The sequence below is a fragment of the Listeria kieliensis genome, from assembly GCF_003369925.1.
GTDB lineage: Bacteria > Bacillota > Bacilli > Lactobacillales > Listeriaceae > Listeria > Listeria kieliensis_A.
Map to the genome: position 1 here is coordinate 456,996 of NZ_LARY01000002.1, position 13,058 is coordinate 470,053.

Here is a 13,058-nt window from a genome sequence, read left to right on the forward strand (position 1 = left end):
TCACTTTAAATTCAATAGCACTATCATACCACGTCGCCAAATGGAACTCAAAGTTCAAGCAAATCTTGACTATCGAAGAAATAAAGATACGTTCCATTAACGGGCTTCTCGAGGATGGCTTCTACCGCTTGGCGATACAATTTTAATTGAACTTCATAACGCCTTTTCATTTCCGCCATTGCATTTTCTTTACTTGAATACTTATCTCGAATTCGGTCCGTTTTATAATCCACTAGCACAACATGGTCCGCGTAAACGAGAATTAAATCTACAACTCCTTGAACCAGAACTGGGCTGTCCGTTTTTGCTTCCGAATGAATTTCGTGAGCAGGAATTTGATAGACAAACGGCACTTCTCGTTTAATTTCACTCGCTGGGTCAAACAAGGCTTCCCCCAATTCTGTATCAAAAAACGCACAAATTTGTTCAATGTTAATGGCTTGTTTCTCGACTTCTGTTAGTTTTTCCTCTTCGACCATCCGCGTAAGCAACTGCGTCAAGCTTTCTTTTGTCGGCGGCGCATCAAGCGGAACGGCTTGCATAACTGTGTGCATCGCGGTCCCAATTTCTGCACCCGTCAGTTTTTTTTCGGTCTGTAAAAACTTCGGACGCTCAAGAGACGCTCCCTTCAACGTTTGAACAAATCGATCATCACTAAAACTATCTTGAATTTGGAATTGTCGTTTCAGCTCGGTTACCGATTGTTTCGAATAAATGCCAGTTTCTGCGCTATGCGGATACTTAAACTCAAGAATTTGCGCAATTTCCGCGGTATCCTGACCAATTGGAACCTCTTGAAATGCTTGAACTTCCTTCATAAAGTTGGTGGACTCCGCTTTTCCAGTGGCAGGTGTAACCATATCTTGCGTCAAGATCGTCACTTTGAGTTTCATGGCCGTCTGAAGTGGTGAAATGGTCTCTGAACCGCTTGCCTCTGTTTGCCGCAAAAAATCAGGATGGCGAACAAAAGCACGACCAACCCAGTCTAGATAAGTCGATGCGCTCAAACGCACACTTGCTGGAAGAAGGGTAGTTTCCGTATCTTTCACCGCAAGAAAGTGCGCCAAGGTATCCTCCCACTTCGGAACAGTCCCTACTAAAATGAGTTTTTCTTCCGCGCGCGTCAAAGCAACATAAAGAACTCGCATTTCTTCGGCGAGCATCTCGCGCGTTTTTTTTGCCTTCACGGCGCGCTGCATGATCGTTGGATAGGTAATTCGTTTTTCTGTATTCGTGTAGCTTGCTGCAAAGCCAAAATCTTTGTCTAGCAAAGTTTTAGCCGTAATATCGCGGCGATTAAATTTGCGATTCAGTCCTGCTAAAATAACAACTGGGAATTCCAAGCCTTTGCTTGCATGAATTGTCATCATTCGAACCACGTCTTCTTTTTCGCCGAGAGTTTTCGCAGTTCCCAAGTCTTCCCCGCGAAGTTCTAACCGCTCAATGAATCGAATGAAGCGGAACAAACCGCGGAAAGCTGTTTTTTCATATTGCCCAGCACGTTCATAAAGTGCCCGCAAATTGGCTTGGCGGGTTTTACCGCCAGATAAGCCGCCAACAAATTCGTAAAACTGCGTATCTTCATAAATTTGGCTGATCAGTGCAGTCAAGCTTTCACGAATTGACAGGTCCCGCCATTTTTTCAGCTTAGTCAAAAATTCGTTTAGTTTGTCCGAAAGCGCATCCCCGTTTTCTTGCGCATATTCTTGTAATCCAGCAAAGAAGTAGCCTTGCTTTTTCTGTAAGCGAATTTGTGCGAGCTCTTCTTCGGTAAGGCTAAAAATCGGCGAACGTAAAACGGAAGCGAGCGGGATATCTTGGTACGGGTTATCAATTAGTTTAAGAAGCGAGATCATTACAGCCACTTCAATTGCTTCAAAATAACCTGTTTGGCTGCTTACATAAAAGGGAATATCCCGTTCGCGCATTGCTTCTTCCATGTCGGTTGCACTTGTCATTGAACGCGACAAAATGACAATATCTCGATATTCAACTGGACGAAACTGTCTAGAACTTTTATCAAAGACTTGAAAACGCGTTTGAACAAGTTCTTCAATTCGCCGAGCAATCGCGCGCGCCTCTAATTGATCTTTTTTCATTTCATCAGCAGAACTTGCCACATCAGCTTTTTCTTCTTGATTGCGATCTACAATCAAGAGTTCTGTTTCCATTTGTTCTGCTTCTTCATAATTCGCCCCAAGATAAAGCTCCGCGTCGGCATCGTAGTCGATTTCACCTACGTTTCGATCCATAATTTGTCTAAAAATAAAATTAGTAGCATCTAAAACTTCTGCCCGGCTACGAAAGTTTTTCGACAAATCAATCTTCAAGCCACCACTTTGAGAAGCATTTCCTTTCGAATAGCGCCGGTACTTTTCCATAAATAAAGTGGGTTCAGCTAGTCGGAAACGGTAAATCGATTGCTTCACATCACCCACCATAAACAAATCGCCAGATGCTTCATCTGGAATCGTCACCAGTGAAAGAATCATTTCTTGCACAAGGTTTGTATCTTGATATTCATCAACGAGCACTTCTTTAAATCGCTCGGTCATTTCACGTGCAACGATGGATTTCGAACCGTCTTGTTCTTGCAAGATAGCTAAAGCAAGGTGTTCCAAATCATTAAAATCCAATACGCCTTTTTGCTCTTTCACCGCAAAAAATTCAGTTGAAAATCGTTTTACAAGTTTGGCTAGTGTAGCCACGTCTTTTTGCATACTCGCAAGGTCAGCTAAGTATTCCTTATCTTTTCGCTTGAACCAGCTTTCAGAGGCTCCTTGAATCGCCTTTTTAGCCGCATCTCGAGCTTTCTTAGCACGTTCGATCAAGACTGGATCAAGTTCATCTTTATTTTTAAGGGTAGCAATTCGCTTAAAAGATACAGCTTGAAAAGCTTCTCCTAGCTCATCAAACGACGCTTGCTGCATTATAACTTGTAACTCCTCTACTTGTCTCAGATCGTCTTGGAAGGTCTCTAAATACCCTTCTGGGCCTCCTTGTGACTCGCTAATATGTCTTGCTAGTTCCAATTGATCTTTTGCTTTTTCAATCTCTGCTCGAATGGTTTCAACAATCAGTGAATAATAAGGTAAATCGCTAATTTGTTTACCATCAGTTTTCTCATAAAAGGAGACCATTTCATCGAGCCATTTCGCAGGATCTGGATTTGCTGCCGAAAAATCATAGAGCTTGGAAATAAGATCCGCTAAATTTTGATCCGAACGGTCATCTGTCACCGTGTCCGCCAAGTGAAAGAAAGCTTCATTCCCTTCTTCAGCAAACTCGCGTTCCAAAAAAGCATCCAAAACCTCATCCCGCAAAAGCATGCTTTCCACTTGGTCCATCAAGCGAAAATCGGGATCCACTTCTGTGCGGTAATAATATTTCCGAATCAAGTCTAGACAAAATGCATGCAAAGTTGAAATCGTGGCCGTATTTAGTAGCGCAATTTGCTTTTTCAAATGAAGTGAATCCGGATTTTTCTCCAGTTCCTTTTCAAGAGCTTGCCCAATCCGGTGCTTCATTTCAGCTGCTGCTGCATTCGTAAATGTAACTACTAAAAGTTCATCCACATTACAAGGATTCGCTTCATCTAACAAGCGGCTAATAATGCGGTTAACAAGCACGGCTGTTTTCCCCGATCCCGCTGCCGCTGCAACCAAAATATTTTCTCCACCTGCATGGATAGCTTGCCACTGCTCATCTGTCCAAGTTGCGTTTTCAGGTTTTTCAGGAATTGGTCTCATCCGTTTCACCTCCCTCTTCTTTCATTTTTTCTAGAATCGTTTTAGGGTCTTCATTTTTCAAATAGCGATACTTTTCGCTTTCCGCGCCAGGATCAAATTGACAAACCGAACGGAAAGGGCAAAACTGACAAGGCGTCCGGTCTTGCATATTATAAGGATTAATTGCCACCTCACCATCTAAAATTTTGTTCCCAGCTTCTTGATACTTGTGCCGAACAAAGCGGCGCATCTCATCAAATTCCGCTTTACTTGCAGTTTTTGAACGCGCGCTTAAAGAGCCGTCTTTCTTAATTTCTGCTGGAATAATAAGCGAAGAACCGCCATTTTCCAATTCTTCATCCATTAATGTAATCGTAACCGGATCTCGTAAAACAAGTCCTTTCATTTTATAACTTTTCTTCACTTCTTTTAGCAGCTCAGCCTCATCAAGTGGCGTATCTGCAGAAATCAATTTGTTGTGCATATGGAAATAAAGAACGCCTGCTGGTTCAGCTTGCTTGCCAATAAATTCAGCCGCATTACTAACAACCACATCCAAATACGTCAGCATCTGGAGCGCAATCCCGTAATAAATTTCAGGTAATTTCAAGTCATGTGCACTTGATTTATAATCGATAATCCGAAGAAAACTTCGTCCATCTTTTTCCGCTTCATCCACGCGGTCAATTCGGCCTTGAAGAAGCAACTCGTGCCCTCCTTTAAGCGGAATTTTCATCGCAGGAATTTGACTGCTCCGACCAAAATCCACCTCTAAACCAACCGGGCGAAAAGCGCTCACTTTTGCCTGTTCATTCAGCACAATAGCAGCCCGCGCAATAATATGGAAAAGTTTATATTTGATATAAGCCATCCGCTTTGTACTTAATAGGATTTCGTGCTGCAATTTAGGTGCCAAATAATCCATTGCCTGTTCAGAAAAAGCAAGGCATTCTTCCTCCGTCAAGTTGCCCCATTCCGTGCCACGTTTTTTAAGTTCAGCTGAGATCCATTCCATCGCCCCGTGAAAAATCTCGCCCATATCCACCGCTTCCAGTTGATAAGTCGCCCGTTCTTCAAGCCTTAGCCCGTAACGCGCAAAGTGCTGGAACTCGCAACTGAAAAATTTCTCCATTCGCGAAACGCTGGCATGAATTTCCTTGCCAAATAAGCCAGAAGCCGTTTCTTCTGCAAGAACGCCGGTGTTGTTTTGATAATTTAAGCTGCTTAAAATCCGCTCAGCCCCCTTATCATTTTGAGTGGCAAAATAATTATAGACCTTCCACCAAATGGGCATAATTGGATAGCCACGTTTGTGCATCCCAAGAATTGATGTCAGAAGTCCAAGTGTTTCTTCCCGCGCTTCGATATAATCTTTCTGTTCTTCTTCCGTGAGCAAACTCGGATCCGCCAAATAAACTTCTTCTTGAAGCCCAGTAAAAATCGCTTTTATTTTGCGGATATAATTGGAAGGAGCAAGCAGTTTTCCTTCTTCATCTGCTGCCGGGTAGCTTAAATAAAGCGCGTTCTTTGCCGAAGTAAACACGCGATATGCAATGAATTCTTCGTGGAGCAGCGCACGGTGATTAGATGGTTTAAGCGAAATTCCTCGTTCTTGCAAAATCGCTCGGTCTTCTTCCGATAAAATCCCTTTATCGCTCACTCGTCGCGGTAAGACACCGTCATTTAAGCCAACCGCAAATACAACCTTCGCTTCAAGCAAACGTGCGTGTTCCATATCAGTCACAATCAACTGATCGAGTGCAGGCGGAAGAAGCGAAAATTCCAAAGCTTCCAGTCCTGTTTGAATCACCTCTAGAAAATCCTCGCGTGTCATTTCTTCTTCACCAAGTACTTCCACAAATTCATCTAAAAGCGAAATGACGGCTTTCCAAGCTTGATCGTGCTCACGCGCAAGTTCAATAAACCCTTCTCGCTCCGCTCGGGCACGCCAAAGTTCCATCCGCTCAGCAGCTTTTACGTGTTCCAAGTAAGCAAATAACCCTGCCGCAAGCGACTTTCCTGTATCTTTACGCGCCACCTGCTCTTCTAAAAACAAGAGCGGCTCCGTGATCATACTGCGTACTTCATTGATCCGTTCTTCCATCTCAAGTTCAGCATCTGTTTGAACACCGACATTAGTGGCCAGCCCACGTATTTTGCGGTAGTGCCACTTTTCACTGGCAAGAAAACGATTCCTGTTGTAGATTCCGTTTTCCAAGAGATAATTTTCAAATTGATCCACCTTAAAACGAAGAGCTTCTTGGCTTTCTTCGAGCGGAAATAGCATTTCCGTTCGAACGGCCTGAAAAAGCGGTTCGTATTGCCAATTTTGCGAAATAGCTTCCAAACTTGAACGAATAAACTCAATCAAAGGATGCCTTGCCATCCCGCGTTTTTTATCCCAAAAGTAAGGAATCGCATCGCGCGTCATAACCGAGTGCACAATTTCTTCATAATCTGCCATATTACGAATCAAAATGGCCATATCAGAATAGCGATATCCATCCGTTCGCACAAGTTTTGCCGCTTCACGAGCAACGCCTTCTATTTCAGAACGACGATTATTCGCTTGGTGTAAGTTCACACCTTCAGGAGAGGCTTCAAACGCTTCAAATGTATTTCCACTCCAAGCTTTTTCTAGACGCGTTAAGCCTTCCTTCGTAGATCGTTTGAAATCTGTTAAGTAAACAGCCGGTTCCATCCCGATGCTAGCTGTCTCAGCAATTTGCGTGATAGCTTGATAGGATTCTAAATTAAAGTCAAACATGCTAAATAAGTTATTTCTGCCTCCAAGCGAAGCCTGATCGAGTGACAAAGCAATCTTCACTTGATTGGCTTGTTTAAGTAGCGCTTCGACGACTGAAAGTTCTTGTTTCGAGAAACTATCAAAACCATCTAAATAGACAGAAGCATTTTGAATGTAAGAACTGCTTGGCATTTTATCAATTAAAAGTTTGAGATAGTCTTCGCTTTCTAAAAATTTCCCATACAATTTTTCTTGATATTTTTCGAATAGCAAAGAAACATCCAACATTTTTTCTTTCGTTGCTGGATTTTCGATTTCTGTTTTAAAAGCTTCTTGCTCCACTTCGTATTGTTTAAATTCCTTAAACAACTCCGTTAATTCTTTATAAAAGCCGCGCTTCTTAGCAGATTTATGGAAGACATGCAGCCGATCTGCCTCTTCTTTTACGACTTCGCGTAACAGCATTTCCGTACCTGTTCTTGTTAAAAAGGTTCTTCCGAGTCCACCCGTTTCAGACAAGACTCGCCAAGCAACTCGGTTAAAACTGTACACTTGGATATTCATTAAACCCTTGGCTTTTGTTTCATTAAAAAGAAAGCGTTCCATTTGGTAAGTCATTTGGTCTGGAACAATCAAAATCTGTTGTTCATTTGGATACTGTGCCTCGTTTTTTTTCATTTCTTGAATGAGCTTTGTTGTCTTTCCCGATCCTGCTTTCCCAAGTATAAATTGAAGCGTCATCTCATCACCACCGAACATATGTTTTTATTTCTTATTGTAACGGATTTTCTTCCTTCCGTAAAGTTGCTAAAATCGAATTTTCATGACGCAAAAAAACTAAGATAGCTTGCACTATCTTAGTTTTTCACAAATCTCATTTAAATTCCAGCATTTCCTTCTTTAATTTTAGCAATTTATTCGTAAGCTCTCCAAAACGTTCTGCATCTCCGTCATCAAGCGCCTGATCAATTTCAAGTTTTAGCTGTTCTTCTTTCCGTTTTTCTAGGAGCATTGTCATGTAGCATTCAATAAAAACATTGGTCAGTTCTTTCTCGCCCTTTAACAGACCGACTTGATTCATTAATGAATTTGAAAAATCACGCATTTCCACGACTAATCACTCCTTTTCGGGATTTTCATGGCCAAGTTCGCTTGAAAAATGCTTAAATCGGCTTTAAAAATCATCAAAAGCTTCAAAAATTCAACTTTTCTAAATTCTACTGACGCAAGAAAACTTGTGTGCTATAATAGCCAACAAATAACTAGCTGACATAAACAGATGGCTAGAAGTTTCTTATTCCAAACTTCTTTTCATAAATATTAAAGACAATCTTAGAAGGAGATGCTTGAAATGAAGAAAATGCAAGATCAGCAAATTTATGAGGTGAATCCTCATACGATGATTATTTTGCCCTATAAAGCAGGTGGGTCGCTCTACTCAGAGGTGATGGAACTTGGTTCTCACTCTATATCAAAGTTTACCCCCTTTGAATTAATTAAAACTAGTTGCAAATATTTCGGCGCCAATTACGACGGCCGCAAAGAAGGAACTAAGCACCTGATCGGAATTACTCACAAGCCACCAATTATTATCGATCCGATTTCATTCACTTATGCTTTTCCTACTACTTCTCCACAAAATCCTCATTGTGTATGGATATTTCCACAACATATTAAAGATTACCAGTCCGCCGATAACAATCAAACATTCATTCGCTTCGCCAACTTAGAAACTGTGGTCTTAGATATTTCGATTTCCTCATTTAATAATCAAATTGCTCGAACTTCGATGCTGCACATGAAATTTTCTCAAAAGATGAGAAAAATCGAAAGTCAAATCCCGCAAACTTCTATGTTTTTCCCGCCTTCCAACTATGTCGCAGAAAGTTTCCTTGGCTACAGGAGAACGCCTTCAAATAATAATCAACCTCCTGATGATCCCCCCAGAAAATAAAAAAATGAGTTTTCCTAATTCTTAGGAAAACTCATTTACTTTGTTTTAAAATCACATCTGAAATTTCTTTTATTAATTTTAAATCTTTTTCTGAAAAGGAATAAGGTAATTCGAGATACCACTTTTCAAGTTCCGGATTGCCAATAAGTGGAAAGGCATTGACCGAGTTTTTTTCTCGAAGCGCTGCTACGTCGTCAAGTAAAAAATCTGTTGTGGTTCCAAGCGTTTCCGCTAAAAGAGCCAACATAAAAATGGGTGGTTTGTGCGTCCCGTTTTCATACTTGCTAATCGTAGACGGTGTGACGCCAATTTTTTTCGCCAATTCTTTTTGTGTTAACCGATTTTTCTTACGTAAATTTATCAATTTTTCACCGAAATTCAAAACGCTCACCTCTCCTCCCTTCCATTATAGCAATCCTTTACTCAGATTTCGACTCCATGTTTTCAATTCATTAAAATTTACTTTACAAATTTAATAAAAAGGCTTATATTAACTTTATTAAACGGGAGGTGACGAGCTTTATGACAGCTCTTACTCAAACGTTCCAGGCAAAGCCTTTTTAATGGCGATACTTTGTTTGGAATGGTTCAATTGCAAAATCGCCAAGTAGAATGGTTTTGCCGATTTATTATTTGACCAAATAATAAAGGAGCGAGCCAAATGAAATATCAATCTGTCGAAGATGTGCTTCCAGAATCCCTTATTGAGGAAATTCAAAAATACGCCGCCGGGACAACGCTTTATATTCCCGCTAGAAAAAAACGCGCGTGGGGGGAAAATTCAGGAATCAAATCAAAATTAAAGAAACGAAATGAAGCAATTAAATTAGCTTTTGAAGAGGGCACCTCTATGCAAGAGCTAGCTAAAACTTACTTTCTATCGGAAAATACTATTAAAAATATCATCTATCAGAAGACCTGCTGACTATTAGCAGGTCTTCTTTAAAACAGTTAAGAAATGTTTTCGGTACTATACAACGATGCTTTTCTTCCTTTAAAATGAGTTATGGAGGTGTTGAACTGTGGAAGCTTTTATTCCCAATCATCTTTTTAATGCCATTATGCGTCATGCCAAGCAAGTCTTGGATGCGGAACGAAGTGTAAATGATATTCAAATAAAAAAAGAATTTGCGTTTTACTCGCTAAGTAAAGCAGAAAGCCTTTTTGAAGAATTAACTCAAGAACAAGCTGCTCTTTTAAAGCCACTTACTGAAATTAAAAACGAGCAAGAGCTGGAAAACTTTAAAGAATCGCTTACTTCTTATATTTACCCATTTCCTTCAATTAGTGAAGCACAACTCAAAAAGATGTTTAAAAAAACAAAAAAACTACATCCACCAGAACTTACAGATAAAAAACGGAAACAGCTTACTTATTTAAGCTGGCTCGATGCTGGTTCGATGAAAAAATTTATGGTTTATGAGTACGAAGGCAAATTGGCTGCTTTAAAAGGAAGCTTTTTGCCTAGTCAAAAGAAAGATATTTGCCACTTTTGTAATCAAGTAACAGATGTTGGCTTATTCACAGTGGATGTAACTTTAAATTCGAAGGCAAATACTTATAAAGCCCTTAGCAATTATATCTGCCAAGATGCAGAAAGTTGCAATGCTCATTTGACAAATACGGAAAAACTAGATTATTTTGTGGCGTATAGTCAGTCTGCTAAAAAATAAAGAATGAATCTCGAAGCAGTCCCTTCATCCTAAGTGATGAAGGGACTGCTTCTTACTATAAAGAGGGGGAAACTGTATAAAAATACGCTACTTATTAAAGTAATAATCCTAAATGCTATCGTTATCTGTTTTTGTTATCTTCCTTTATTTCATAATTATAACTTTAAATGTTTAAATACATACAAGTAAATTGACTTTCAAAAAGCTATCCCTTATTATTTTAATGTATTATATTTCACAAAAAGAGGGATGCTATGAATTTTGTTGATGATCAAAGCGCTACACTAAAAATGCAAGAATTACTCAACTATCTCTACACTTCCTCTGATCTTGCAACTCGTTACATCCAAGAAGTTTCCTTTCAAAAAAACGATATTATTGTTGAGCCTAATGATTCTTCTAATTTCTTTTATTTGGTTCAATCAGGTGTTGCATTCGTCGAAGCTTGGACTGAAAGTAATGAACGTGAAGTGCTTTATTTTTTAACTTCAAACCAGCTTTATTCACCGGAAAGCTTATACGATGATTTTAAGGGTTACTTAAATTTATTTCCAAGGCAACTTCGGGCAGCTTCCGATTTGTCTGCTTATAAAATTGATTGTGATTTCATGATGGATCACCTTTACGCACAGCCTAAGCATTTGAACTTTCTTTTTTTAACGGCTCTACGTGAACTTAGCTCTGCTCAGCTTATCTTTCATATTCATAAGTTTCCAACCGAAGAACGAATTGATCGTATGCTTCAAGTCATTGCTAGTGCTTCCGGGGAACAAGCTAGCGAAAGCGTCTTGCTTCCTTCTGCTATTAATCAGTCTGTACTTGCTTCTTTGTGTGGTTTGTCACAGAGTGCGATTTCGATACGCTTGAAAAAACTCGTTAAAGAAGGGATTCTTTCTTCTACCCATACGCCTTTACAAATTTTGAAGCCTAACTTCTTACCACATTAATAAAGAGGACGCCTTTTGCGGCGTCCTCTTTTTGCATTAAAAATGGTCATAAAATCGTGGGGAAGTTTGTGGGATAATTGCTTCCAGTAAATTGATCGTTTCTTCGCTTGCTTTGATTTTGTGATACGCCTTTAACATCCGCGGATGAACAGCCCCTAAAAGCATTTGGCTCAAAGTCCCGATCTCTATTTCCAGCAAGTTTTCATAAGTTTCTCCATTGTCGTTTTCTTGTGAGACTCCATCTGCAATTTTATAAAGGCCACTATTAAATGGAGCTACTTCGTCAGTTACTCGGATATATAGTGATTTTTCGTGTTTTTCAAATGGATAGCGTCTTAAAAATTCCTTGACGTCCACAATTCGCAACATATAAGAGAGCTCTTCTTCCACTTTGAGAGCTGTTGGATTGGTCAACCCTAATGCCAGTTCTTGGATATCTCCTGTGTTCTCTAATTCGACGATATCAAACATGGAATCATGGCTTGAAATAAATGCCCACAACTCGTTTTCAGCTTCACTTGTCAGTGCGATCAATTCGCGGATGATCATTTTGGTTCCTTCAAATCCAAAGGATAGGTAACCTTTTGCTTCGCCGTTTTCGTCGAAGTATAGCGCCATTTCCTTAGTGAAGCCACGACGAGTTAACCGAGCCCACCAAGCCTCATCGCGGACTAGCATGCCTTGATGCACGCTCGAATATTGATGATAAACTTCTTTTATAAAAGCAAACTCTGGGCTAGAATGGTTGATTCGCTTGATTTGACCGATTCCGCTTGACTTGCGAACAAATTGATCCAGTTTTAAACGAAGATGCGCCATATGAAACCCTAATTCGTAGCCAAATTTGCGATAAAATCTGACGTCAAATGGTTGAAGATAGGAAACGATTTGTCCTTTTTCTTTCATCGCTTCGATGGATTTTGTCATCAGTTGTCTGATCAAGCCACCGCGGCGGTGTTCTGGATAGGTCGCCACGTAGGCAATCCCGCCCATTTGATAACGTTCTCCAAATAGCATGACTTCAAGCGGGTAAGTCACAACTTGCGCGGCCAATTCGTTATCTTTGAAGGCGCCTAGGCGATTTCCATGGTCCATCCAGTAGAAAAAGTCTTCTTCTCCTCCTCCTGATGAATTTCTGAATGCGTAATCTCGTAATTTCTTCATTTGATGAATTTCTTCTTTTTGTATTTCTCTGATTTCCAAGTCGATCAACTCCTATCTGTTTTATTTTAGCATTTTTAAGTGAGAAATGCTGTTTCCTTTGTTTCTTGCTACTAACTTTTTGTAAGCATTTAACTTGCCAATGTTAGCGCATTCAGCTACACTAGTAAATGGAGTTTATTTTTAGGAGGAAAAAACAAATATGTCAAATGTACTATTTATCAAAGCTAACGGACGTCCAGCTGACAGTTCTGTTAGTGTAGCCTTGTATGAAAATTTCTTAGAAAGCTACAAAACAAGCCATCCAAACGATCAAGTGACGGAAGTAAACTTATTTGAAGTTGATCTGCCTTATTACGATGGCACAATGATGAGCGGACTACATAAAGAAGTGGCTGGCGAGCCTCTTTCACCGGAAGAAAAACGTCTTGCTGATATTGCGAATGGTTACTTAAATCAATTTCTAGAAGCGGATAAGGTAGTTATGGCTTTCCCTCTTTGGAATTTCAGTATTCCAGCGCAATTCTTAACTTATCTATTTTACTTAAATCAAGCGGGAAAAACTTTCAAATACACACCAGAAGGTCCAGTTGGGCTTGTAGGCGATAAGAAAGTGGCATTGCTCAATGCGCGTGGCGGCATTTACTCGGATGGTCCACTTGAAAGTCATGAAATGTCTTTAAGCTATGTTAAAAACATCTTGAACCATTTCGGTGTAACTGATATCGAAACGCTTGTTGTGGAAGGACACAATGCTACTCCGGATAAAGCACAAGCGATTATTAAAACAGGTTGCGATAAAGCTTGCTGTCTTGCCGAAACTTTTTGATCGTTTAGTTGTGAAATGAA

10 protein-coding genes are annotated in these 13,058 nt (G+C 40.1%); 5 read left to right on the forward strand and 5 right to left on the reverse strand.

Annotation, left to right across the window (positions count from 1 at the left end):
- Positions 1 to 47 precede the first annotated feature (47 nt).
- From addA to UR08_RS08100, 3 genes are all read right to left on the reverse strand, one after another.
- Positions 48 to 3,749, reverse strand: a complete 3,702-nt coding sequence (gene addA, locus UR08_RS08090) for a helicase-exonuclease AddAB subunit AddA (protein ID WP_115753155.1) — start codon at positions 3,747 to 3,749, stop codon at positions 48 to 50.
- The gene (gene addB / locus UR08_RS08095; RefSeq protein ID WP_115753756.1) at positions 3,733 to 7,215 is read right to left on the reverse strand and encodes a helicase-exonuclease AddAB subunit AddB; all 3,483 of its coding nucleotides are present in this window, start codon (positions 7,213 to 7,215) and stop codon (positions 3,733 to 3,735) included. The genes addA and addB overlap by 17 nt, the downstream gene beginning before the upstream one ends.
- 133 nt (positions 7,216 to 7,348) lie before the next feature.
- A complete protein-coding gene (locus UR08_RS08100) occupies positions 7,349 to 7,585 on the reverse strand; it encodes an IDEAL domain-containing protein (protein ID WP_115753156.1) in 237 nt (78 codons plus the stop codon).
- Positions 7,586 to 7,825: 240 nt separating this feature from the next.
- Here UR08_RS08100 and UR08_RS08105 point away from each other — a divergent pair, with 240 nt between their 5' ends.
- Positions 7,826 to 8,428 carry a competence protein ComK gene (locus UR08_RS08105; protein ID WP_115753157.1) on the forward strand — a complete coding sequence of 201 codons (603 nt, stop codon included), beginning with the start codon at positions 7,826 to 7,828 and terminating at the stop codon, positions 8,426 to 8,428.
- A gap of 31 nt (positions 8,429 to 8,459) precedes the next feature.
- Here the strand turns inward: UR08_RS08105 and UR08_RS08110 are convergent, their stop codons facing one another.
- Complete coding sequence (locus UR08_RS08110; RefSeq protein WP_036071350.1) at positions 8,460 to 8,810, reverse strand: helix-turn-helix domain-containing protein; 351 nt, start codon at positions 8,808 to 8,810, stop codon at positions 8,460 to 8,462.
- Positions 8,811 to 9,089: 279 nt separating this feature from the next.
- Between UR08_RS08110 and UR08_RS08115 the strand changes: the two genes are divergently transcribed.
- The 3 genes from UR08_RS08115 to UR08_RS08125 all read left to right on the forward strand — a co-directional run bounded on the left by UR08_RS08115 (position 9,090) and on the right by UR08_RS08125 (position 11,048).
- Positions 9,090 to 9,353 (forward strand): CD3324 family protein, encoded by a 264-nt coding sequence (locus tag UR08_RS08115; protein ID WP_115753158.1) that lies wholly within the window; start codon positions 9,090 to 9,092, stop codon positions 9,351 to 9,353.
- A 97-nt stretch (positions 9,354 to 9,450) separates the two neighbouring features.
- On the forward strand, positions 9,451 to 10,101 hold the full coding sequence (locus UR08_RS08120) for a FusB/FusC family EF-G-binding protein (RefSeq protein ID WP_115753159.1): 651 nt from the start codon (positions 9,451 to 9,453) through the stop codon (positions 10,099 to 10,101).
- Between the two features lie 254 nt (positions 10,102 to 10,355).
- Complete coding sequence (locus UR08_RS08125) at positions 10,356 to 11,048, forward strand: Crp/Fnr family transcriptional regulator (RefSeq protein WP_115753160.1); 693 nt, start codon at positions 10,356 to 10,358, stop codon at positions 11,046 to 11,048.
- 36 nt (positions 11,049 to 11,084) lie between these two features.
- On the opposite strand, the gene UR08_RS08130 is transcribed toward UR08_RS08125, so the two are convergent.
- Positions 11,085 to 12,251 (reverse strand): GNAT family N-acetyltransferase, encoded by a 1,167-nt coding sequence (locus UR08_RS08130; RefSeq protein ID WP_115753161.1) that lies wholly within the window; start codon positions 12,249 to 12,251, stop codon positions 11,085 to 11,087.
- 160 nt (positions 12,252 to 12,411) lie between these two features.
- Here UR08_RS08130 and UR08_RS08135 point away from each other — a divergent pair, with 160 nt between their 5' ends.
- The gene (locus UR08_RS08135; RefSeq protein WP_115753162.1) at positions 12,412 to 13,038 is read left to right on the forward strand and encodes an FMN-dependent NADH-azoreductase; all 627 of its coding nucleotides are present in this window, start codon (positions 12,412 to 12,414) and stop codon (positions 13,036 to 13,038) included.
- Positions 13,039 to 13,058 lie beyond the last annotated feature (20 nt).